19 protein-coding genes and 2 tRNA genes are annotated in these 21,367 nt (G+C 62.2%); 13 read left to right on the top strand and 8 right to left on the bottom strand.

The genetic code is table 11. The features are described from left to right. The first annotated feature begins 108 nt into the window (after window positions 1-108). From ribH to MLE43_RS12300, 5 genes are all read left to right on the top strand, one after another. Entirely contained in the window at window positions 109-597 is a 489-nt protein-coding gene (gene ribH, locus MLE43_RS12280) for a 6,7-dimethyl-8-ribityllumazine synthase (RefSeq protein ID WP_243304439.1), read from the top strand. After that, the gene (gene nusB, locus MLE43_RS12285; protein ID WP_243304441.1) at window positions 598-1,065 is read left to right on the top strand and encodes a transcription antitermination factor NusB; all 468 of its coding nucleotides are present in this window, start codon (window positions 598-600) and stop codon (window positions 1,063-1,065) included. A gap of 69 nt (window positions 1,066-1,134) precedes the next feature. Beyond that, complete coding sequence (gene accB / locus MLE43_RS12290) at window positions 1,135-1,728, top strand: acetyl-CoA carboxylase biotin carboxyl carrier protein (RefSeq protein ID WP_243304443.1); 594 nt, start codon at window positions 1,135-1,137, stop codon at window positions 1,726-1,728. Window positions 1,729-1,730: 2 nt separating this feature from the next. Next, window positions 1,731-3,161 carry an acetyl-CoA carboxylase biotin carboxylase subunit gene (gene accC / locus MLE43_RS12295; RefSeq protein ID WP_243304445.1) on the top strand — a complete coding sequence of 477 codons (1,431 nt, stop codon included), beginning with the start codon at window positions 1,731-1,733 and terminating at the stop codon, window positions 3,159-3,161. 150 nt (window positions 3,162-3,311) lie between these two features. Next, window positions 3,312-3,384: transfer RNA gene (locus tag MLE43_RS12300), tRNA-Thr, on the top strand. A gap of 625 nt (window positions 3,385-4,009) precedes the next feature. Here MLE43_RS12300 and MLE43_RS12305 read toward each other — a convergent pair. Next, window positions 4,010-7,774: a hypothetical protein gene (locus MLE43_RS12305; protein WP_243304447.1), complete on the bottom strand. Its 3,765-nt coding sequence runs from the start codon at window positions 7,772-7,774 to the stop codon at window positions 4,010-4,012. Window positions 7,775-7,985: 211 nt separating this feature from the next. Beyond that, a complete protein-coding gene (locus MLE43_RS12310; RefSeq protein ID WP_243304448.1) occupies window positions 7,986-9,026 on the bottom strand; it encodes a tyrosine-type recombinase/integrase in 1,041 nt (346 codons plus the stop codon). Between the two features lie 100 nt (window positions 9,027-9,126). On the opposite strand from MLE43_RS12310, the gene MLE43_RS12315 reads away from it, so the two are divergent. The 3 genes from MLE43_RS12315 (at window position 9,127) to dtd (ending at window position 11,278) form a co-directional block, all read left to right on the top strand. Then, window positions 9,127-9,202, top strand: a tRNA-Thr gene (locus tag MLE43_RS12315). Window positions 9,203-9,242: 40 nt separating this feature from the next. Continuing rightward, entirely contained in the window at window positions 9,243-10,847 is a 1,605-nt protein-coding gene (gene murJ / locus MLE43_RS12320) for a murein biosynthesis integral membrane protein MurJ (protein ID WP_243304450.1), read from the top strand. Next, window positions 10,844-11,278 carry a D-aminoacyl-tRNA deacylase gene (dtd, locus tag MLE43_RS12325; protein WP_243304452.1) on the top strand — a complete coding sequence of 145 codons (435 nt, stop codon included), beginning with the start codon at window positions 10,844-10,846 and terminating at the stop codon, window positions 11,276-11,278. Before murJ ends, dtd begins: the two co-directional genes overlap by 4 nt. Here the strand turns inward: dtd and MLE43_RS12330 are convergent. Both MLE43_RS12330 and MLE43_RS12335 read right to left on the bottom strand, forming a co-directional pair. Beyond that, on the bottom strand, window positions 11,262-12,122 hold the full coding sequence (locus MLE43_RS12330) for a phosphatase PAP2 family protein (RefSeq protein ID WP_243304454.1): 861 nt from the start codon (window positions 12,120-12,122) through the stop codon (window positions 11,262-11,264). The two genes, dtd and MLE43_RS12330, sit on opposite strands and share 17 nt — an antisense overlap. Next, a complete protein-coding gene (locus MLE43_RS12335; protein WP_243304455.1) occupies window positions 12,119-12,997 on the bottom strand; it encodes a 2-oxo acid dehydrogenase subunit E2 in 879 nt (292 codons plus the stop codon). Before MLE43_RS12335 ends, MLE43_RS12330 begins: the two co-directional genes overlap by 4 nt. Window positions 12,998-13,108: 111 nt before the next feature. Between MLE43_RS12335 and MLE43_RS12340 the strand changes: the two genes are divergently transcribed. Both MLE43_RS12340 and MLE43_RS12345 read left to right on the top strand, forming a co-directional pair. Further along, window positions 13,109-13,861: an outer membrane protein gene (locus MLE43_RS12340; RefSeq protein WP_243304456.1), complete on the top strand. Its 753-nt coding sequence runs from the start codon at window positions 13,109-13,111 to the stop codon at window positions 13,859-13,861. 16 nt (window positions 13,862-13,877) lie between these two features. Continuing rightward, window positions 13,878-14,417 carry a hypothetical protein gene (locus MLE43_RS12345; protein WP_243304458.1) on the top strand — a complete coding sequence of 180 codons (540 nt, stop codon included), beginning with the start codon at window positions 13,878-13,880 and terminating at the stop codon, window positions 14,415-14,417. A 27-nt stretch (window positions 14,418-14,444) separates the two neighbouring features. On the opposite strand, the gene MLE43_RS12350 is transcribed toward MLE43_RS12345, so the two are convergent. Next, window positions 14,445-15,140, bottom strand: coding sequence for an alpha/beta hydrolase (locus MLE43_RS12350; RefSeq protein WP_243304460.1), 696 nt, complete (start codon window positions 15,138-15,140; stop codon window positions 14,445-14,447). Between the two features lie 95 nt (window positions 15,141-15,235). Beyond that, the gene (locus MLE43_RS12355) at window positions 15,236-15,829 is read right to left on the bottom strand and encodes a YceI family protein (protein ID WP_243304461.1); all 594 of its coding nucleotides are present in this window, start codon (window positions 15,827-15,829) and stop codon (window positions 15,236-15,238) included. A 180-nt stretch (window positions 15,830-16,009) separates the two neighbouring features. Between MLE43_RS12355 and MLE43_RS12360 the strand changes: the two genes are divergently transcribed. After that, window positions 16,010-16,849 (top strand): RMD1 family protein, encoded by an 840-nt coding sequence (locus tag MLE43_RS12360; RefSeq protein WP_243304464.1) that lies wholly within the window; start codon window positions 16,010-16,012, stop codon window positions 16,847-16,849. Window positions 16,850-16,855: 6 nt separating this feature from the next. On the opposite strand, the gene MLE43_RS12365 is transcribed toward MLE43_RS12360, so the two are convergent. Beyond that, window positions 16,856-17,377, bottom strand: a complete 522-nt coding sequence (locus MLE43_RS12365) for a DinB family protein (RefSeq protein ID WP_243304466.1) — start codon at window positions 17,375-17,377, stop codon at window positions 16,856-16,858. A 52-nt stretch (window positions 17,378-17,429) separates the two neighbouring features. Continuing rightward, complete coding sequence (locus MLE43_RS12370) at window positions 17,430-18,953, bottom strand: acyl-CoA carboxylase subunit beta (protein ID WP_243304468.1); 1,524 nt, start codon at window positions 18,951-18,953, stop codon at window positions 17,430-17,432. 55 nt (window positions 18,954-19,008) lie between these two features. Here MLE43_RS12370 and MLE43_RS12375 point away from each other — a divergent pair, with 55 nt between their 5' ends. Together MLE43_RS12375 and MLE43_RS12380 are read left to right on the top strand one after the other, a co-directional pair. After that, complete coding sequence (locus MLE43_RS12375; protein ID WP_243304470.1) at window positions 19,009-20,208, top strand: MFS transporter; 1,200 nt, start codon at window positions 19,009-19,011, stop codon at window positions 20,206-20,208. Further along, window positions 20,205-21,350: an MFS transporter gene (locus tag MLE43_RS12380; RefSeq protein ID WP_243304473.1), complete on the top strand. Its 1,146-nt coding sequence runs from the start codon at window positions 20,205-20,207 to the stop codon at window positions 21,348-21,350. The genes MLE43_RS12375 and MLE43_RS12380 overlap by 4 nt, the downstream gene beginning before the upstream one ends. Window positions 21,351-21,367: the final 17 nt, after the last annotated feature.

A 21,367-nucleotide genomic window follows, 5' to 3' on the forward strand; every position in this document is an offset into this window, starting at 1 on the left:
CTCCCTCCCGGAAAAGGCCCGGGGCCATGCCCCGGGCCTTTTCCGAGTGACCGCTGCCACGGGGTATGCTAGCCTCATCAGTTCTTGACCACCTTTCGGGGGGTTCCCATGGGGATCTTTGAGGGCCACATCCGCGTCCACGACGGCGATCGCTTCGCGCTGGTGGCCTCGCGTTGGAACGATTTCATCGTGGAGCGCCTCATCGAGGGCGCCAAGGACTGCATCCTCCGCCATGGCGGCCACGAAGACCAGATGGACCTCATCCGCGTCCCGGGGAGCTTCGAGCTGCCCCAGGCGGCCAAGCTGGCGGCCCAGAGTGGCCGCTACGCTGGCGTCATCGTGCTGGGCTCGGTGATCCGGGGCGGCACGCCCCACTTCGACATGATCGCCGCCGAGGTCACCAAGGGCGCCGCCCAGGTGGCCCTGGAGACCGGCTTGCCGCTGTCCTTCGGCGTGCTGACCACGGACAGCGTGGAGCAGGCCATCGACCGGGCCGGCGCCAAGATGGGCAACAAGGGCTGGGAGGCCGCCCAGAGCGTCCTCGAGATGGCCGACCTCGCCCACACCCTCAAGGCCGGGACGAAGGGGCGCAAGTAGATGGGAGTTCGCCGCCGGGGGCGCGAGTACGCCCTGCAGATGCTGTACGCCATGGACCTTTCCGGCTACGCGCCGGATCAGGTGTTCGCGGGATTCTATGCCATCCAGGACTTGAACCGGGATGCGTTCTATTACGCCCGCCGGCTGGTGGACGGCGTGCATGGCCACATGGACGAGATCGACCTCGTGCTGACGAAGTACGCCGAGCACTGGAAGATCCACCGCATGGCCGCCGTGGACCGCAACCTGCTCCGCCTGGGGCTCTACGAGTTGATGTACGTCAAGGAAGTGCCCTTCCCCATCGTCATCAACGAGGCTCTGGAGATCGTGAAGGAATTCAGCGACCAGGAAGGCACGCAATTCCTCAACGGCATCCTGGATGCCGCCCGCAAAGAGTTCCGCCCTGAAGAAACCGGCCCCCGGCTTCGCAAGAAGGCCCCGGCCGCCGCCCCCCCGGAAGAATCGTGACCTGACCCTCTCCGGCTGGTTTGCTATGCTCGTTCCCTTCCCCAGCCCGATCCGATCGTTGGAGCATTGATGAGCACCTCCCGCAAGAAGCCCGCTGCCGCCAAGAAGCCCGCCCAGGCTCCCAAGCCCGCCGCCCCCAAGGCCACGCCCAAGGCCACGGCCCCCCGCAGCACCGCCCCGAGCACCCCCCTGGGCCTGGACGAGATCAAGGCCCTGATCGCCCTGGTGGGCCGCGAGCCCTTCCAGGAGTTCGAGTTCGAAGCCGGCGACATGCGCTTCCGCATCCGCAAGGATGGTCCGGCCCCCATCGTGCAGGCCGCTCCGGTGGTGGTCGCCGCCCCGGTGGCGCCGCTCGCTCCCGCCGCCCACATGGCGGCGCCCTTGGCCCCCGCCGCTCCGGCGGTCCCGATCGATGACCCCAGCATCCACTACGTCACCAGCCCCATCGTGGGGACCTTCTACCGCGCCTCCAACCCCACGGCAGCCCCCTACGCCTCTCCGGGCGACTTCGTGAAGCCTGGCCAGACCCTCTGCATCGTCGAGGCCATGAAGCTCATGAACGAGATCGAGTGCGATGTGGCCGGCGAGGTCGTGAAGGTGCTGGTGGAGAACGGCACCCCCGTCGAGTACGGCGAGCGCCTCTTCGCGGTCCGGATCGGTTAGCCATGGCCTCCGCCATCAAGCGCAAGGGCCCGCAGCCCGCACCCGCCGCGCCGGACGCACCGCCCTTCAAGAAGGTGCTCATCGCCAACCGCGGTGAGATCGCGCTCCGCGTGATCCTCGCCTGCAAGGAGATGGGCATCCAGACCGTGGCCGTCTACTCCGAGGCCGACCGCAACGCCCTGCACGTGCGGTTCGCCGATGAGGAAGTCTGCATCGGGCCCCCGCCGTCCTCGAAGTCCTACCTGAACATCCCCCAGGTGATCGCGGCGGCTGAAGTCACCGGCGCCGAGGCCATCCACCCCGGCTACGGCTTCCTCAGCGAGAACGCGCACTTCGTGGAAGTCTGCCAGGCCTGCGGCATCACCTTCATCGGCCCCAGCCCCGAGATCATCCGCAAGATGGGCAACAAGGCCCAGGCCAAGGCCACCATGCTGGAGGCGGGTGTCCCCCTGATGCCCGGCAGCGACGGCATCATCGAGACCGTCGAAGAGGCCCTGGTCGTGGCCGAGCAGATCGGCTACCCCGTCATCGTCAAGGCCAGCGCGGGCGGCGGTGGCCGCGGCATGCGCATCTGCAATAATCCCGAGGAGCTGCCGGACCTCTACAACACGGCCCGCAGCGAGGCCAAGGGCGCCTTCGGGGACGATGCCGTCTACATGGAGAAGTACCTCCTGGAGCCGCGCCACATCGAAGTCCAGATCATGGGCGACCTCTTCGGCAACGTGGTGCACCTGGGCGAGCGCGAGTGCTCCATCCAGCGCCGCCACCAGAAGCTCATCGAGGAGAGCCCCAGCGCGGTGCTCGATCCCGCCCTGCGCCAGCGCATCTGCGACACCGCCGTGAAGGCGGCGAAGGCCGTGGGCTATTACAACGCAGGCACCATCGAGTTCCTCCTCGACAAGCGTGGCGACTTCTTCTTCATGGAGATGAACACCCGCGTCCAGGTGGAGCACCCCGTCACCGAGCTGGTCACGGGCATCGACATCGTCAAGGAGCAGCTCCGCATCGCGGCGGGCCAGAAGCTGAGCTTCCGCCAGGAAGATGTGGTCCAGAAGGGGCACGCCATCGAGTGCCGCATCAATGCCGAGGACCCCTTCAAGTTCACGCCCTGCCCCGGTCGCATCACCGCTCTGCACTTCCCCGGCGGCCCTGGCATCCGCGTGGATACCGCCATGCACCAGGATGCGGTGATCCCGCCCCACTACGACTCCATGGTGGCCAAGCTCATCGCCTACGGCGCCAACCGCTCTGAGGCCATCGCCCGCATGCGCCGCGCCCTGGACACCCTGGTGATCGAAGGCATCAAGACCACGGCCCCGCTGCATCGCCGCATCATGGACCACCCCGACTTCATCGCCGGAACGTTCTCCACCAAGTGGATGGAGACCTTCATGGAAGACCTGAAGCGGGATCCCGCTGGGGACCCAAGATAGCGGGTCGAAGCGGATGCGGGTCCATTTTCAGGCGATTGAATGTCGCCTGAAAATGGGGCCCCCGCACCGCTGAGAACAACAACCGGGTTGGCCTCCCCTTCCCTCGGCGCCATTCAGGAAAGCCGTAAAACCCGATAGACTGGACACCGTGCCGCTATAGCTCAGTTGGTAGAGCGCCCGCCTTGTAAGCGGATGGTCGTTGGTTCAATTCCGACTAGCGGCTCGGATGTGAAGCCCCCAAAGCCACTGCTGGCGGGGGTTTCAGCGAATTGCCCGATCTATCAAAGAACTGACCACTCAGCATGGTTGTGAGCGTTTCAAGGTTGTGCAGGTGCAATAGAGGTGCAAGTCGAAACGGCTTGAAACCCTCGTGGTTCCTTGCGTTCGTTGGAACCCCTGCCCGAGAAAGGTGCAAACCCAGGTTGTCTCTCCTGGGCCTGCTACCAGTCTATGCCCTTGCCCGTGAAAAGCTGACCGCTTGAGGAGCCATTAAAAGCACCAGGAGTCAATGGGGGTGGGGGTTTAAGCGAGATCGACTTCTTCATCCGGTGCTGGGGTACGTAGTAATCTACCGTGGCGTGACCGCAGCATCCCTCCGTACCACTTGGTTCTGGTGGAGGACCAAGGTGCTTCAGGCCCAGGCGGGGTAATTTTGAAAGAATGGCTGCCGCCAACATAGGTCAAGAGATAGATGTGGCCTATGTTGGCGGTTGTTTGCGTTGGAGTTTTCGCTGGAACCTGTGATTGACCTGTTGTAATCGTTACCGCACAGCCCAGGTAATCACCCGCTCGGCCATTCCTGAAGAAAAGAACAACGATTAGTAAGGGGGAGAATCACTTTCTTATGACTATGGGCGACGTCGAAGAAGCGCCTCTTCACGGTCTTGATCTCCACCAAGCCTTCGATAAGTTTCGGCTAGCCTTCGCATAATCGCCGATGTTCTCGGGAATATCTTGACCTGTTCAGCATTGGAATCGAAGTGAGTGGCAAGGTCGCGTTCCTGCTGTCCTCCAGCGTACATCGATCGCGAATGCACCCCTCGACTATTAAAGATCCCCGTTTCGAACCCTTGATCGAAATCTGGTTCTGAGATTAGCTCTATCAAGAGACAGGTCTCCTTTCCCGGAGTCCCATGACCTGTGTATCGGCCCATAGCGTTCCCGAGTTTCAGCAGGCCAGCGGCAAGGTGCCCGGATGTTGATAGTTCAGCTTTCATTCTTTCAATCCAATCGAGTGCCTTCTGCTTGTTAAAAGTATTTTGCTGATCTAGCCCGGGTATTCCTGACCAGGTCCTTAAGACCCCATCAGCAAGACCAGCCTTGGCCTGCTCTTCTTCACTTAATGCTCTTCTTTGTTGTCCCTTTGGAATGTATGCAATTTGAATCGCTTCGATAAAAATAGCAGGATCCGAGGATATAGTTGAATTTAATATAGATGGAACCCATGATATATTGTTTGCTTGTATCATCAACAAATCAATCTGAAGCAAAAGAGTTTCCGGGAATGAGGCATTTCCTTTCATGCTTTTATATATTTTTTCTAAATAATGAATTGTCATATCGGATGGCGCATCAATTTTATGTGTAGGTTTTAATATTTCTTTCAGTATTTTTTCGAGTAAATCGACAGGCCAAGAGCTGTCATTCTTATGATAAAGGCACAGCATTTCGAGTGCTGCAAATGGTCGATTTACAATTACTAACGAGTGCGGTATTATTTCATCATATTTTTCCCCAAGTCCATAACCAATGAAGTTAGTCCAGTAGATTCTGGCAGGCTTAGCGGTTAAGGATTTAACCCTGACCGCATCAAAGGGAAGATAAAGATGAAAATTAGCACGTTGCTTAACAGTCATTCTTTTCTTCAATTTTTCATATATATTATCACTCCAGATTGATCCATATTTTTCAAACATCCCATATATATATCCACGGCAAAATTGGTTATTTTTTAAATTTTCTGACGTCAAATAATTCAATAAAATTAAGTTTTCAAGGCGAGTATTATTATTGATTTTTGAAAAGGTGTAGCCTACTGCTTCAGGCGATTCTGCATTTTTTATTAATTTTTTAATATATTCCCAACCACCGGCTTTAAAAATAAATTCAATACTATTTATTCGTTCTTTATTTATTTTTTGTTCATCTTTAACATAATCATATTTTCGACCCTCCAGCAATGTTGGATTTCGAGAAAAAATCCAACCATATTTCAATATAATATTTTCTGGCTCTAATTTGTTATACAATCTTTTAATTTTTTGTAGGAGCCTAGCTTTATAGGCCCACCCAGAATCAGAGTGTGATTTATGGCGACTGTGAATTTCCCTGAGCGTGGATCGCAGCGATTCCCGACTGGTTTCACTAAATTTGGTAATATCTTCTAAGTTAATACAATCTATGAGTTTTGATACAAATACTTCTGGCCAATCATGAATTTGCTTTAGAAGTTGATTCCATCGATTTGAATTTCCCTCTGATTGACTAAATGCAATTTCCAATATTTCCAAATAATTATAGTAGAGGTCTCTTTGTGTAATTATATTTTCCTTGGCCTTGTATGATCTATACCATCGAGGTTTCGGATTCTCTGTGGCAGAATTAATTCTTCCAGGTAATAGATTCGTAAGTATAATCCAACCTATTTCATTTTTATTTTTAAGTATCGAATCAATGACAAATTTCCTCTTTTCGAAATTTGCGTCAGTTTGTGGGTACCAAAGGCACAAGAGTGACAATGCTGATTCAAGTGGAGTATTATTTATAATTTTTTGATGAGATATTTCGTGCAGTGCTATAAGTATATTTATTACTTGTGGGAAATAGTTCTCAATTCGCCCGATAACCTCTAATGCCCACATTAAACCTGGGTGAGGAGATCTTTTCGAAAGTAGGCTATTGTCTGTCTTGATAAAGACTTCATCAAACACCTTTGGATTTTCAATAATTATTTCTTCAAGCTTAGTAAGAAATAAATCTGGAGATGCTTCAGCAAAGTATCGAAACAGATCTTCATCTGCCAATAACACCCATAGCTTTGGATTCTTTGCTGCAGCTTCGAACCAATTATAAATAATTGATTCAGCTACTTGAGAAAAACTAGATTGAGCCAATGGTTTCAATTCATTTTCGTTACACATCTGCGCGATTTGTTCAGCAATACCCTTTCTTATGGCAGGGGAAAAATGTGGTGGTCTGCTTTTTCGCAAATCGAGATTAAATATAAAATCTTCATCAACACTTGGATTCGATGTTTCCAAGACAAGACAGGCTATCTTTTTAAAATTATCAAGATCTGAATGAGTTAAGAATGGAGCTAACAAATTCCATGAATCAGTTCTGGAAGTAATTGACCAAGAACCTCCAATGCATGTAATCGGCGGATCATCCTGAAACAGCCACGGGACCAGTGTATCAATCTGTTTGGCCCAAGGTTCGCAGGTCAATGCTTCGAGGCATTCCAGATCCTTTGAATTTGCCTCCACCCAAGCCCCAATCAGCATGGGTGCCAACATCTTGCGTCCCGCTATCGGTTTCGCCCACCTAGGGCGGGATAGTTCAGGATGAACTGCAAGTCTTCTTCTAAATGCGTTTAAATCCTGTGGCCACAAATAAGCCAAATATCGACATTCCACTTCATCTTGAATAAATTCATGTAATTTGGTTTCGAAAGCTTTAATCCCTTTGTGATCTACTGGAAACGATTCAGTTAAACCAGGTTCATCTTCTTTTCCGATCGACTGAAGAATTCTATGATTACCAGCGCTTATATTGTTTTCCGAGGTCATACCCATGAATGATGGAATTAATATTAATTCTCCATCTTGAATTTTCATGTAGTTCCAGGCACGTGGTGATTTTATAATTAACGTTTTTGATAAAATATGCTCTCTTTGTTGGCCTTTAAGCATAAATAAAGCAGCCGCTAAATATACCGTTCCATTGTTTCGCGAAAAAAATCGAATTTTTTTATGCCTATCATCAGACATAACCCAATTATGAACCGTACTTACGAGCGACTCTCTCCCAATCGTCAAGATCTCAGGCGTTAATCGTGGCTGAGTTGCAGACGAAAAACCATCCATAAACTCGTCAAGAGTTTCAATATCCTCAACAGACTTTCCAACAATCGATGATATCCAATAATGCGTTGCCGGAGCTTGTTCAAGCCATGCTGCAATCATATCAGCATCAATTACAAATACATTTTTCCAGTATTTTTCTGATTTTTTCCTTTTTATCCATGCCGTTTTATTTTGCCATCGTCTGGTTGTAACAAATATATATGTTATATTTTTTGCAAATGATTTAGGATTCTTCTTCTTCCTTTTACTATAGTCTTGATTGGCTTTTTCATTAGGTGCTTTATTGGTGCCGCATTCCCAAACTGATTTACCTTTCGGTATGTGCGCGCTAGGAATTTGCGCTTCAACCACACCATCCCAGCCAGGGGCACCTACACCCTCGTCTCCTGGGAAATCAATAAGTGTGACGGTTTTATTTGTAGCTAATATCAGTCTCCGTATTAGAACGGGTAATAACTGACGCAATTGAATGCGGTCGGAGGCTTGCTCAAGATCCGTTGAATTGATGAGATGGGCCGCATTGTGCATTGGGACCTTTCGGTTCAGTTCGGGACACATACTACCCAGAACACCGATGGGCGACACTCCTCAACGCTCATCGGGCAGGTTTGATTCGTTATTGTAATTTTCAAGGAACCCGGCGAAGTAATCCTTAAGACATTCCAACCGTTCCTGTAAGGCAATACCCGGCCCTGGCCTTTAGCCTGCGAGTCGGTGTATCGGCCTACAGCCCAACCCTTCAGGCCAATCCGAGTTTCAGGCTTAGCACATCCTGGGCTGATCTCTTTGCCTCCAGACTGGTCTCCACATAGATCATGGTCGTCTGGATGTTCTTGTGCCCCAGCATCCCCTGAATCTCGGTGATTGGCGTGCCAGCTTCAGCGTGAAGGGATGCGAAAGTCGCCCTCAAGCGATGGTGGGTGAGGTTCCCCAGCCCTAGTTCTTTACATGCACGCTGAAGAGGCTTCTTGCAGAACTGGGAGCGGTGGGGCCTGCCATCCTCAGCCGGGAATACCCACTCATTCAAGCGCATAGGCATGGCATGAATGGAATCCCAAAGCCAGCCAGGGACCGGCAATATTCGCGCTTCTTTTCCCTTCGCCTTACCCACCACATAGGTTCTCTGTTCTGGGTTGAACCACTCCCACCGCATTCCCAGGGCTTCCGATTCACGCAATCCAAGCCCGACCATTGCCCGAATCAAGACAGGGATGTGTGGGTTGCAGGCTGTCCGATCCACTGCGGCAAAGAACTGGTGGGCCTGAGCCGCCGCGAGGGTTGGGCGGGGCTTCTTCTGAACCCTGAGGAACTGCACTCGGAAGGGCAGCTTGGATAGGTAGCCTTGCCTGACCCCGAAATTCCCAAGCAGTTTCAGAATCTTGAGCATGTCATTCACGCTCACAGGGGATCGTCCGGCCTCTAGCATCTGGGAACGTAAGTGAAGGACATCCCCGTTGGTGATTCGATCCACCCGGCTCGATCGCAGATGGGGCAGGATCCATAGTCGGCTGACGATCTCAACATCCCGCCAATGTTTGGTGCTGTAGACCGCCTTGTGGACCCGCAGCCACTCTTCCCGGATTTCCCCCAGGGTTGGAATCCTACGGACTCCACACTCTCCCATGAGGATTTGACGCCGTTTTTCCTCCAGGACCTTTTTGGCTGTTAGGAGGTCGGTGGCTCGGGTGCTTCCTTTGTACTGCTTCCCATTCACTCGGATGCAGTAGTGGAAGGCTCCTCCTGGCTGCTTCGCTAGCCCGTTCTTGAACTTGGTGGTCATGTCCCCTCCGCGATGAGGCGGAGTGGTCAGGCTTTGAAGAATCGGGCAGAGAGTGCAACATAGGTGCAGGGGTGAGTCTCTTGCCCCGTAAACCGTTGTCGCCGCTATAGCTCAGTTGGTAGAGCGCCCGCCTTGTAAGCGGATGGTCGTTGGTTCAATTCCGACTAGCGGCTCCAGTCCCGGGAGACTCATGGACCATCTAGCCCAGTGCCGACCGTGAGTGATTCCGCTCCCGCCCGCCCCAGCCTGCTCCGCTCCGCAGGGGTCGTGGGGTTCATGACCCTGCTGAGCCGCCTCACGGGCCTGCTCCAGACCTTCTTCCTCAGCCATGTGCTGGGCGCAGGCGCGGCGGCGGATGCCTATGCGGTGGCCTTCCGGCTGCCCAACCTGCTGCGCCGCTTCACGGCCGAGGGCACCATGACCGCGGCCTTCCTGCCCACCCTGGCCGAGGCGGAAGCCGCCGAGGGCGAGGCTGCCGTGAAGGCCGTGGCGGCGCGGTTCCTGGGCACCCTGCTGGTCCTCCTGCTGCTGGGCGTGGCCCTGGTGCTGCTCTTCATGGGCCCCCTGGCGGGCCTGCTCACCCTCGGCCGCCCCGAAACCCAGAGCGAACTCACGGCCCGCCTGGGACGCATCATGTTCCCCTACCTGGCCCTGGTCAGCCTCACGGCGGGCTTCGCGGGCCTGCTGAACCTGCGCCACCGCTTCGCCCTGGCGGCCTCGGTGTCCGTCTTCTGGAACCTGGCCTTCATCGCCTTCGGGTGGATCACGCTGCAGGTGCTGAGGCGGAACGGGCAGGTGCCGCTGGAGACCGTGGCCGTCGTGTGCGCCCTGGCCGTGCTGGCAGGAGGCGTGCTGCAGCTGCTGGTCATGCTCCCGGCCGTCCGGAAGGAGGGCTTCGGCCTGTCCTTCGGGCTGCACCTGCGGGACCCCTGGGTGCTCAAGGCGTTGCGGCGCATGGGCCCGGGCCTGCTGGCGGCGGGCATCTACCCCATCAATGCCCTCGTCAGCACCATGCTCGCCTCGAGCCTGCCGAACGGCGCCCAGATGGTGCTCTACAACAGCGGCATGATGGGCGAGATGGTGCTGGGGCTCTTCGCCATGAGCCTGGCCACCGCGGGGCTGCCCACGCTCTCGCGCCAGGCCGAAGCCAGGGACTGGCCGGGGATGAACCGCAGCCTCACCCAGTCCATCTCGGCCTCGGCGCTGCTGGTGCTGCCGGCCTCCGTGGGCCTCGCGGTCCTGGCCCGGCCCATCTGCGCCCTGCTCTTCCGCACCGGCGCCTACCATCCCGCCGCCTCGGACTGGACGGCCCTCACCCTGGTCTTCCAATCCGTGGGCCTGGTCTTCGTCGCCGCTCAGCGGCTGGGCAACCAGGCTCTCTACGCACTCAAGGACTACCGCGGCCCTGCGGCCCTGGCGGGCGGCACCCTGCTGCTGAACGTGGCCCTCAGCCTCGCCCTGCTGAAGCCCCTGGGCACCGGCGGCCTGGCGCTCGCCAACGGGCTGGCGAGCCTCGCGGGCCTCGCGGGACTGCTGCTGCGCCTGCGCCGCCGCCTGCCCGGTCTCGACCTGCGCCCGCTCCTGAACGCCACCGCCCGGGCCCTGGCGGCCTCCATCCTCATGGGTCTGCTGGCCTGGGGCGGCGCCCGGTTCCTCGCGCTCGACGCGCCCCATGCCTTCACGCGGATCCCGCTCGCCGGCCGCCTCCTGCCCCTGGTGGCCCTGTGTGCGGTGGTCTACGGCCTGGCCGCTGCGGGATTCGGACATCCCGAGGCGAAGGAACTGGCCCGGAAGATCGGGCGGAAGGCGGGGCTGCGGTGAAGGCGGTCATCCAGCGCGTGCGGCGGGCTTCGGTGCGGTGCGGCGAGTTGGAGGCGACCATCGGCCCCGGCCTGGTGGTGCTCGTGGGCCTCGAGACCGGCGACACCGAGGCGACCTGCGCCTGGGCCGCCGCCAAGATCGCGGGCCTGCGCATCTTCCAGGACGGCGAGGGGAAGATGAACCTCGGCCTCCAGGACACCGGCGGGGAGATCCTGGCCATCAGCCAGTTCACGCTGGCGGGGAGCATCGCCCGGGGCCGGCGGCCTTCGTTCGATCAGGCCATGGCTCCCGATGCGGCCCGGGTGCTCTTCCGCAAGTTCCTGGACCAGCTGAAGGCCCAGTACCCCCACGTAAAAGCCGGCTTCTTCCAGGAGCACATGGAGGTCGATCTGGTTAACGACGGCCCGGTGACCTTCATTCTGGAGCGCTGAGCGCCCGCGCGCCCAGGCTGCGCGACAGCAGCGGCGCCAGGCCCATCGTCAGTCCCGCCAGGAGGAGCCCCGCGGCCACATCCGACACGTAGTGCACGCCGATGTAGACGGTGGCGAAGACGACCGCCAGAGCCCAGGTCCAGAAGAACGGGGCCAGGCGCGGGAAGCGCCGCGTGGCCAGGATGGCTGGCAGCACCGAGAGGGCCGTGTGGCCGCTGGGGAAAGCGTCGAGGGTGGTCGATTCGGCCCCGTGGAGGAAGGCACGGATGGCGTGGGAGACGGCGCCGCCACCCAGTCGGGCTGGGGCCAGGGCCTCGGGCACCCGCGGCCCCTCGGCAGGCCACAGGAAATAGCCGAGGAAGGACAGGTAGAACCCGAGGAGGATGGTGAACGCGACCTGCTCGAAGGACTCCGGCCCCTGGCGGACGCGCGCCAGCGCCCCCACGGCGATGGGCAGCAGGTAGAAGCTCGCGTAGGCGAGGTAGACCAGATCCGTGACGGCCGCGGGTCGGCCGAAGGCGCCGTGCCAGGCCGGGGCGAGCTGGCTGAACCAGCGTTGGTCGGCCGCCGCCAGGGCGGCGTCCCAGCGATGGGGGTTCAGGGCCACCACCAGCGGCTGCAGGAGCAGGAACACGACGAGGATCACGGCGACCGGAAGGAAGTCCCGCAGCACCCCGGGCCCCTTCCAGCGCGCCCGGCCCAGCAGCAGCACCGCTGTCAGCAGGCCGGCGAAGGCGGCGGTCCGGAGGACCCATCCTTCGGGCCGCGCGAGGAGGCTGAGCGCCAGCAGCCCGATCAGGACCAGCACCGTCAGCCGCTCGGAAGGCCGCAGGGCCGCGATCATGAGGCCCGCACCTCCGCTTCCGCGCCCCGCCAGGTCGGCGTCCCCTCCGGCGGTCCCAGCCAGCGGCCCGGATCTTCCAGGATCTTCTGCACGAGCACCAGGGACCGGGCGCAGGAGAAGGCGTCGTCGATGCGTTCGTCGAAGGTCCAGCGCACGGACAGGGCCTCCTCCACGGCCACGCCGTCCCGGGTGGCGAAGGCCGCGCGCCGGGGTGCGGAGACCGCCCCGAAGATGGACACAGTGCCGTACTCGTAGAGGTGGTGGTAGACGTCGGAGACGCCCACGGAGCCCAGGTTGGCCAGGAAGATGCTCGCGTACATGGGATCGTCGCGGATCATGAAGCCCGGGTAGAGGTTCCAATGGTCCAGCCCCCGTGCGAGGGCCATCAGCAGGCGCACCAGGGGCCCGGGAAGCCGCATGACCAGGGCCACTTCCTGGTCCACGGCCCGCTCCCTCTCCCGCGCCTCGTCCACCTGGGTCGAGAGGCGCCGGGAGAAGTCCTGGAAGCTCTCGCCCTCGGCGGCCGCGAGCTTGACGGTGGCGTCCTCGCCATCCTCCGTGAACTCCTTCTTGGCGACGAAGGAGAAGGAGACGCCCCGCCGCTGGTAGATCCGTCCCCCGGAGACGAAGCGGTTCAGGCGCGGCCGGGCCTCCAGGGTCACGGCCACGGCGTAGGCCACCAGATGGAAGAGCGTGGCCCTGGGGTGGTGGGCGCGGTTGTAGGCCTTCAGCCACATCCGCGCGGCGGCGATGCGGTAGATGGATTCCTGGTAGACGCAGCTCTCGTTCCGCCCCCGCATGAGGTACGGCATGATGCGCCGCACGGGGGCCTCGCCATGGACGAGGTCGCCATCAGGACGGGAGAAGAGGGGCATGGACCAGGGTTGTCATCTGGACCTGCCCTGTCAAGAAGACCCGGTAATCGTCTTTTCGCATTGACACCTTGGGAGGTCGGGATTATCCATGGGCCATCTTCCGGGGATCCCATGCCGACACCCTTCGCACACCTCCGTCTGCCCGCGTCCTGCCTGCTCGCCACGGGCCTTCTCCTGGCCGGCGGCCCGGCCTGGACCCAGGAAGGGGCGAAGCCCTGGACCGCGACCATGTACCTCCAGCAGAGCTGGCCCAAGCAGACGGAGACGAACCAGCAGATCAAGGACATCAACACGGCCCTGGGCACCTCGTTCAAGACCTGGGATGACGTGGCGAACCTCAACCTGGGCGTGCAGGTCTACCGGGACCTGAACCCTCACTGGAAGCTGGGGCTCGAGCTGGACTACTCCCGGGGGAAGATCGATGGCTCGGCCACCGTGGACACGCCTGCCGGCCCCGCCACCCTCGCCTTCGAGCAGAAGTACAGCATTTATGCCGATCTCCTGGCCCTGGTGCAGTACCGCCCTCTGGGGACGGGCCACCGCTGGACCCCCTTCCTCCAGGCCGGGCTCGGACTGGCCTACGAAAAGGATCGGACCCTCCTGACCCTCCGGAATGACCTCCTGGACGAGACCTTGGTCCACGTGGACAACGACGGCTGGTTCCCCATGGCCACCATCGGGGTCGGCGTGGACGTCTACCTCTCGGCCCAGCGCACGTGGTACGCCGAGGTCGGCGCCAGTTATTCCTGGGCCCGGCTCAAGCATGATGTCTCTGCCAGCGGTTCCCTGGTGCCGCCCACCGTCACCGCCGATACGGATTCCACCGGGCCCAATGTGTGGCTGGGCATCGGCCGGCGGTTCTAGCGGATGGAGGCGGCCGATGCCCCGGCTCTCCCTCATGTGGCTGGTGATCCTGCTCCTGGGACCGCCCTTCCTGCGGGCGCAGGACTTCAGGGTGGGAGCGGGGGTGTTCCTCCTGGCCGACCAGGGCCAGGACTTCCAGGTCAGCTTCCGTCCGGCTTCGAGCCATTGGCAGCTCGGCTACCGGCACGTCCAGTGGCGGGATCACTTCAATGATCCCTTCACAGGCCGCAGGCTGACGGAGACGACGGAGAGGCGCACCGGCCCTTTCGTCGATTACCTCTTCAGCCCCCAGTCGCCGGGCAGCTGGTACCTCGGCGGAGCCGTGTTCCGCTGGTCGAAGCGGGAGAAATCCCTGGTGACCGGCGAGGTGGACCAGGTCGCCACCACGGCGCCCTTCATCGGCGGGGGTTACACCCACACCCTGGGTCCGCACGCCTACTTCAACCTCGGCCTGTTCCTCAGCCCCGGCACCAGGCTCTCCACTCGGACCAGCGTCAGCTCCGAGGATGACAGCGGCGCCTTCGACATCCAGATCCAGCTCGGGGCGCGGTTCTAGCCGGGCGGTCCAGGCTTCGCGCTCTCGTCAGGCGGCCCCGGAGAGGCCTTCGATCCAGGCGAGGACATCGGCCCGCATCTCCGGATTCAGGGTGTGGCCCACCGGATAGACGCGCGTGACGTGGGGAATGCCCAGGTCGTCCAGCAGGCTGTTGGAACGCTGGGCCCAGGCCAGGGGCAGGGTCCGGTCCTTCTCCCCGTGGCCGATGAAGCCACGGAGGTGCGCGAGCCACTCACGACCGGCGATGCGCGGTTCGAGTTCCGGCAGGATGCGGCCCGAGAGGATGGCGAAGCCCCCCACGCGCTCCGGGGCGCTGAGGGCCACGCTGGCGCTCAGAATGCCGCCCTGGCTGAAGCCTGCGATGACCGTCCGCCGGGCCTCGATCCCGTGCTGGGACTGCAGGTGGTCGACGAACCGGATGAGCGCATGGCGGCTGGCCTCGGCCTCGCTCTCGGTGATCTTCGGCCCCTCCGGCGTGAAGGCCACGCGGAACCAGCCGAACTGATCCGGCCCGAGCTGCAGCCTACTGCGGACGAGCACCACCAGGACGCCAGGAGCCATGCCGGCCGCCAGCTCGGCCAGGTCCGTCTCCTGCCCGCCGACGCCGTGGAGGAGGACCACCAGCGCCCGGGGCTGGGCCGGTGGGGGCTGCATCACGCGGTAGGACAGGCCTGACGAAGAATCCTGCTGCAGGACGCCAGGGAAGGGGGCCAGGAGCGTCATGGGAAGCCTCCAGAAAAGAAGGGCACGGAAACCCACCTCCGGCCGCTCCAGGGGAACGGCCGGAGGCGGATGGGGACAGCGCGATCGGAAGCGGCTTACTTCTTGACGGCAGGAGCGACCTTGCCGGCCTCGGCGTTCAGGCTGACGGCGACGGTCTCGCCGATGACGCCGGGGAAGGTCTTGATGCCGTACTCATTGCGGTTCAGGGTCAGGGCGCCGTCGATGAAGCCCGCGATCACGGTGCCGGGCGCCATGCCGGGCTGAGTCCCTGCATTGGTGATGGGGAAGGTGATGCGCCGGGTCACGCCGTGCAGGGTGAAGTCGCCGGTGATCTCCAGCTTGCCCTTGGCCACTTCCTTCACGGCCGTGCTCTTGAAGGTGATGGTGGGGAACTTGGCCACGTCGAAGAAGTCGGGGGACTTCAGGTGCTTGTCCCGCGCCTCGTTGTCCGTGGTGAGGCTGGCGGCGTCGATGGTGACCTCCACGCTGGACTTGCTGATGTCGGCGGTGTCGACCTGGATGAGCCCCTCGAACTTCGTGAAGCGGCCGCTGACCTTGGCCAGCAGGTGGCTGACCTTGAAGCTCACCTCGCTGTGGACCGGGTCGATCTTGTAGGTGTCTTGACCGGCCAGGGCGGGCACGGCCGCCAGGGCGAGGGTGGCAAGCAGAACGCGGAAGGGGTGACGCATGTGACCTCCAGGGAATAGGTGTTTCACCATGCAATTCAATCTAGGCGAATTTTAACGAGTTGCAACATCTTTTTTGATCTTTTTCGCATCCCTTGTGACAACTACATATTTATCAATAAGATAATCAATTTCGATTGATCGAGTCTGGGCCATTCCGGCGACCGGGGCCTACATTGGGGCATGGATTCCAGCTCCCTGGCTTTCCCGAACGTCCCGCTGGCTCCGGCGCAGGCGGTGGGGATGCAGCTGCGGGCCGAGTATTTCCGGGGCCAGATCGACTTCCGGGCTTTCTGCGCCCGGCATCCCCACTACCGGATCCTCTCCACCAATCCCCTGGTGCTCGAGCCCGAGGCCGGCGTCTGGGTCTACCTGGCCCGCTTCGGAGCCGCGGTGTTCTGGAATGCCTCCCCGGGGACCGTGGAGGAGGTGCTCCGGGATCTGGAGGCCCTGCCCGGAACGGGCGTGCGGGCGGAGACCGCCCGGGATGACCTGCGGGTGCATCTGCGCGCCGACGCGGATCGCGTGGACTTCTCCGAGGTCTGGCTGCGGGACCTCACCCTGGACAAGCTGAAGATCGTCTCCCTGGCCCTGGCTCAGAGCGTGGCCCTGGATTCGGTGGAGGCCGAGGTGAGCCAGGCCATGGCCCGGTTCGGTCCCGTGGTGACGGCGCTCCGCGACGAGGGACGGCTGGTGTTCGGACAGAAGGACCTGCTGCGGACCGTGGGCTTCGCCATGGCGGTGCGGGCGACGGTGCTGGATACCCTCACCCTCTTCGACGACCCGCCGGAGACCTGGGAGAGCGAGGCTCTGGCCCACCTCGACGGCGCCCTCTTCGACCAGTTCGACCTGGAGGAGCGGCTGGCGGCCGTGAACCAGAAAGTGGCCTACCTCCAGGACGCGGGCGGCACGGTGCTGGATGTCCTGGCCCGCCGCAAGGATCAGCGGCTGGAGTGGATCATCATCATCCTCATCCTGGTGGAGGTGGTCCTCTTCGTCTGGAAGGAGTTTCCCTTGAAGTAGGCAGGCTCAGACTTTCGGAGCCTCCATCCCGAACGCCGCCCAGCCTTCCTTCGTGGGGCCGTAGAGGCTGGGGACATGGAGGCCCGCCTGCCGCATAAGGACCGTCATCTGGCCCCGGTGGTGGGTCTGGTGGCTGACCAGGACATAGAGCGCGAAGGCGCCCGTCCAGGTTTCCCCGTACAGCGTGAAGTTCCGGCCCAGTTCCGTGTTGCTCCAGCTGCCGATGTGATCCAGCAGGGACTCGCTGACGGCGCGATAGGCCGCGGCGGCCTCGGCCATGGTGGGCGGTGGCGGGGTGGCGATGAAACCATCGGGACCCAGGCCCACCGGTCCCTTCACCTTCAATCCCAGGTTCTGGGGCAGCTCCAGGATGGTCTCCACCAGGTGCCAGGCCATGCGCCGCAAGTCCCGGTGGTGCTCATCCACAGCCTGGTGGGCGGCCGCATCGGGGATGGCCGCGAAGACCGCCAGGGTCTTCTCCGCTTCCTGCTGCCAGATGGTCTTGAAGTCGTCCACGCGACGGAACATGCCAGCCTCCGGAAAGATCCCCGGAAGCATAGCGCAACGGTCGAGGGAATGCTCAGACCGGTGTGACGCTGCGTCGCTTGGCGGGCCAAACCTCCCGGCGGCGGGCGCGGGCGAGGCGGGTGATGAGCTCGTGGCGCAGGTCGGCCGGATCCACGATGGCGTCCACGTGCAGGTCGGCGCCGAGCTTCTTCAGGTCGATGTCCTCGTTGTACTCGTCCCGGAGCTGCTGGACGTAGGCCGCGCGCTCCTCCTCGGGCCTCTCGGCGATCTTGTTGGCGAAGACGGCGTTCACGGCCGCCTCGGCGCCCATGACGGCGATGCTGGCCGTGGGCAGCGCCAGTGTGGCGTCCGGATCGAACCCGGGTCCGCTCATGGCGTAGAGGCCCGCGCCGTAGGCCTTGCGCACCACCACGCAGATGCGGGGCGTGCTGCAGCTGGCCATGGCGCTGATCATCTTCGCGCCGTGGCGGATGATGCCCTGCTTCTCCACGGCGCTGCCGATCATGAAGCCCGGCACATCGCTGAGGAACACGAGCGGGATGCCGAAGGCGTCGCACAGCGTCATGAAGCGCGTGGCCTTGTCGGCGCTGTCCACGAAGAGCACCCCGCCCTTCACGCGCGGCTGGTTGGCCAGGATGCCCACGGGCTTGCCATCGAGGCGCGCCAGGCCCGTGATGATCTCGCCCGCGAAGAGCTTCTTCACCTCCAGGAAGCTGCCCTCGTCCACCAGGCCCTCGATGAAGTCCTTCATCTGGAAGGGGGAGTTGATGTCCTTGGGCACCAGCGTCCGCAGGTCCTTGGCCTTCAGGGACACGGCCTTGGGTGTGACCGCCGGGGCCGCATCCTCGCAGTGCTGCGGGAAATAGGCCAGGTACTGGCGGCAGAGGGCGATGGCCTCCTGCTCGGTCTTGCAGAGGAAGTCGCCGCAGCCGCTCACGGAGCAGTGCATCTTGGCTCCGCCCAGATCCTCGAGGCTGATCTTCTCGCCGATGACCATCTCGGCCATGCGCGGCGAGCCCAGGTACATGCTGGCGTTGCCCTCCACCATGACCACCACGTCGCAGAAGGCGGGGATGTAGGCGCCGCCGGCGGCCGAGGGGCCGAAGAGCAGGCAGACCTGGGGCACCAGGCCCGAGAGCGCCACCTCCATGTGGAAGATGGTGCCGGCGTGGCGCCGGCCCGGGAACATGTCGAGCTGGTCCGTGATGCGCGCCCCGGCGCTGTCCACCAGGTAGAGCATGGGGATCCTCATGCGCATCGCCACTTCCTGGATGCGGATGATCTTCTCCACCGTGCGGGCGCCCCAGCTGCCGGCCTTGATGGTGCTGTCATTGGCCATCAGCGCCACCGGGCGGCCGTCCACCGTGGCCGTGCCCGTGATCACGCCATCGGCCGGGAGGTCCTTGTGCAGCGCGTTGGCGAAGAGGCCGTCTTCCACGAAGCTGCCTTCGTCCACCAGCAGGCGGATGCGCTCCCGGGCGAAGAGCTTCCCGGCCTCCGAGTTCTTCTCGTGGGCCTTGGGCGAACCGCCCTTCTTGACGCGCTCGACTTCCGAATGGAACTGATCCAGCTGCATGGGAACCTCGGGATGGATCCTTCAGCATAGCGGCCCGGCATGCGATCCTGGAGGGATGCTGGACGCAGACGGATCGAGGCGGACCGGGTTCCTGACGGTGCCTTTCTTCGTGGTCTGCGTTTTCTACTTCCTGGTGTTCGCGGCCGGGTACCAGCTCTTCCCCGTGGTGCCGCTGCGCCTGCGGGAGCTGGGGGCGAACCTTGCGGAAAGCGGGCGATTCCAGACGGCGTTCATGCTGGGTTCGGGCTTCGGCGCGCTCTTCACGGGGCCCCTGGGCGACCGCCTCGGACCGCGTCGCGTGCTGCGGGTGGCCTCCCTGGCGGTGGTGGGCATCCTCATGGTCTATGCCCTGCTGAAGGTGCGCTGGGTGTTCTACCTGCTGGCACCGCTGCACGGCCTGCTGTGGTCCGCCCTGCGTACTGCCTCCGTGGCCAAGGTGGGCGGCATCCTGCCCCTGGAACACCGGGCGCAGGGGCTGTCGATCTTCGGCCTCACGGGCCCCGGCGGCGTGGCGGTGGGCCCCCTCGTGGGACTCTGGCTCATGCCCCACCTGGGCTTCACCTGGATGCTGGTCCTCCTCGCGGGCATCTTCGTGCTCCTGCATGCCCTCATCGGCGCCCTGCCCCGGGAGGCCACGCGCGAGATCGCGGGCCCCGTGTTCCAGTGGCCGGACCGCTCCGTCTGGGGAGCCGTGGCGGTGATGGGGCTGGTGGGCCTGAGCTTCGGCCCCATGCCGCCCTACAGCGCCCAGGAGGCGAAGGCCCTGGGCATGCTTTGGCCCTCGGCCTTCCTGACCTGCTTCGCCCTGGGCATGATGGCCATGCGCGGCGTGCTGGCGCTGACCGGCATGGGCCGGCGGCCCGTGGCGCTGATGCCGGGCATGGCAGCCCTGACCGCCGTGGGCTACGCCATGCTGGCCTTCCTGCCGGGCGGCCTGGCCCGGCACCTGGCCTCGGGCCTCGTCTACGGCGCCGGCTACGGCATGGTGCACACCCTGATGCTCACGCACCTCATGGAGACCACGCCACCCCAGCGCCGGGGCGCGGCCACGGGGGCCTTCTTCTTCGCCTTCGATGCCACCACGGCCCTGGGCTCCCTGGGGCTGGGCTGGGTCATGCAGCATGGCGGCTTCCGCTGGGGCTGGGCCATCGGCGCGGGCCTGATGACCCTGTGCATCCCCGTGGCCTACCGCGTCGTCGGCAAGCCCCCCACCGTGACAAGCGGGTCGGAGCCCTCTGTCATCCTTGAGGCATGAAGGATCTTTCGAGCCCCCGGCCCCGCCTGATGACCCGGCAGTTCGCCCTGGTCTGGGCCATCACCTTCGTCACCTTCTTTGCGGCCTTCCAACTCTTCCCCACGGTGCCGCTGCGCCTGCGGGAACTGGGCGCGAGCCTGGCGGAGAGCGGCCGGTTCATGAGCCTCTTCACGGCCGGCAGCGCCCTGGGCGCCCTGTTCACCGGGCCTCTGGGCGACCGCGTGGGGCACCGTCGCCTGGTGATCCTCTCCGCCTCGCTCTACGCCTTCTTCCTGGCTGCCTACGCCCTGATGCCCGTGCGCTGGGGTTTCTACCTGCTGGCCTTCCCCCACGGCATCGTGTGGTCGGGCCTTCTGACGGCCACCATGGCCTCGCTCTCCCACGTGCTGCCGGAGGACCGCCGCGCCGACGGGCTCAGCCTCTATGGGCTGGCCAGTCCGGGCGGCGTCATCGTGGGCCCCCTCCTGGGACTGTGGATCCAGCAGCACTGGGGCTTCGCACCCATCGGCTGGTACCTGGCCCTGCTGTTCCTGGCCCTCGGCGCCCTGGGCACCACCCTGCCCAAGGACCACCCCCACGGCCGGGCCGAGGGCTTCCAGTGGCCCGACCCCTCGGCGCTCGGCCCCAGCCTCGTGCTGTTCGCCGTGGCGCTGGGCTATGGCGCCCTGGGCAGCTACACGGCCCAGGAAGCCCTGGCCCTGGGGATGCCGCTGCCCTCGGCCTTCCTGTCCTTCATGGCCGTGGGCATGGTGCTCATGCGGATCGCCATGCTGCGGCGGGGCTTCGGGAAGCGTCCCATCCGCAAGCTGCCCGCCATGCTCGCCGGCGCCCTGGTGGGCATGGCCCTGCTGGCCGCGCTGCCCGGCGGCACCGCGCGCCACGTGGTCTCCGCCATCATCTACGGGGCGGGCTACAGCATGGTGCACACGCTGCTCAACGCGAAGCTCCTGGAGACCGCGGATCCCAAGCGGCGCGGCGCGGCCTTCGGCGCCCTGCTCTTCGCCTTCGACTCGGGGATCGGCCTCGGCAGCTTCGCCCTGGGCTGGGTCATCGGCAGCCACGGGTACCGCCTGGGCTGGGCCCTGGGCGCCCTGGCCATCCTGGCCTCCCTGCCCACGGCCGCGAAGCTCGCCAGGGACTGAGCGCCCCCGAATCCCTC

The sequence above is a fragment of the Geothrix oryzisoli genome, assembly GCF_022808865.1.
Lineage (GTDB): Bacteria > Acidobacteriota > Holophagae > Holophagales > Holophagaceae > Geothrix > Geothrix oryzisoli.

Coding starts and splice junctions, on each gene's coding strand:
- MLE43_RS12345 (WP_243304458.1), top strand. CDS start 13,878: ATGCCCCGGCTCTCCCTCATGTGGCTGGTGATCCTGCTCCTGGGACCG.
- nusB (WP_243304441.1), top strand. CDS start 598: ATGGGAGTTCGCCGCCGGGGGCGCGAGTACGCCCTGCAGATGCTGTAC.
- MLE43_RS12335 (WP_243304455.1), bottom strand. CDS start 12,997: ATGCCCCTCTTCTCCCGTCCTGATGGCGACCTCGTCCATGGCGAGGCC.
- MLE43_RS12360 (WP_243304464.1), top strand. CDS start 16,010: ATGGATTCCAGCTCCCTGGCTTTCCCGAACGTCCCGCTGGCTCCGGCG.
- accC (WP_243304445.1), top strand. CDS start 1,731: ATGGCCTCCGCCATCAAGCGCAAGGGCCCGCAGCCCGCACCCGCCGCG.
- accB (WP_243304443.1), top strand. CDS start 1,135: ATGAGCACCTCCCGCAAGAAGCCCGCTGCCGCCAAGAAGCCCGCCCAG.
- MLE43_RS12340 (WP_243304456.1), top strand. CDS start 13,109: ATGCCGACACCCTTCGCACACCTCCGTCTGCCCGCGTCCTGCCTGCTC.
- MLE43_RS12355 (WP_243304461.1), bottom strand. CDS start 15,829: ATGCGTCACCCCTTCCGCGTTCTGCTTGCCACCCTCGCCCTGGCGGCC.
- MLE43_RS12365 (WP_243304466.1), bottom strand. CDS start 17,377: ATGTTCCGTCGCGTGGACGACTTCAAGACCATCTGGCAGCAGGAAGCG.
- MLE43_RS12350 (WP_243304460.1), bottom strand. CDS start 15,140: ATGACGCTCCTGGCCCCCTTCCCTGGCGTCCTGCAGCAGGATTCTTCG.
- MLE43_RS12375 (WP_243304470.1), top strand. CDS start 19,009: ATGCTGGACGCAGACGGATCGAGGCGGACCGGGTTCCTGACGGTGCCT.
- ribH (WP_243304439.1), top strand. CDS start 109: ATGGGGATCTTTGAGGGCCACATCCGCGTCCACGACGGCGATCGCTTC.
- MLE43_RS12370 (WP_243304468.1), bottom strand. CDS start 18,953: ATGCAGCTGGATCAGTTCCATTCGGAAGTCGAGCGCGTCAAGAAGGGC.
- MLE43_RS12310 (WP_243304448.1), bottom strand. CDS start 9,026: ATGACCACCAAGTTCAAGAACGGGCTAGCGAAGCAGCCAGGAGGAGCC.
- MLE43_RS12305 (WP_243304447.1), bottom strand. CDS start 7,774: ATGCACAATGCGGCCCATCTCATCAATTCAACGGATCTTGAGCAAGCC.
- MLE43_RS12380 (WP_243304473.1), top strand. CDS start 20,205: ATGAAGGATCTTTCGAGCCCCCGGCCCCGCCTGATGACCCGGCAGTTC.
- MLE43_RS12330 (WP_243304454.1), bottom strand. CDS start 12,122: ATGATCGCGGCCCTGCGGCCTTCCGAGCGGCTGACGGTGCTGGTCCTG.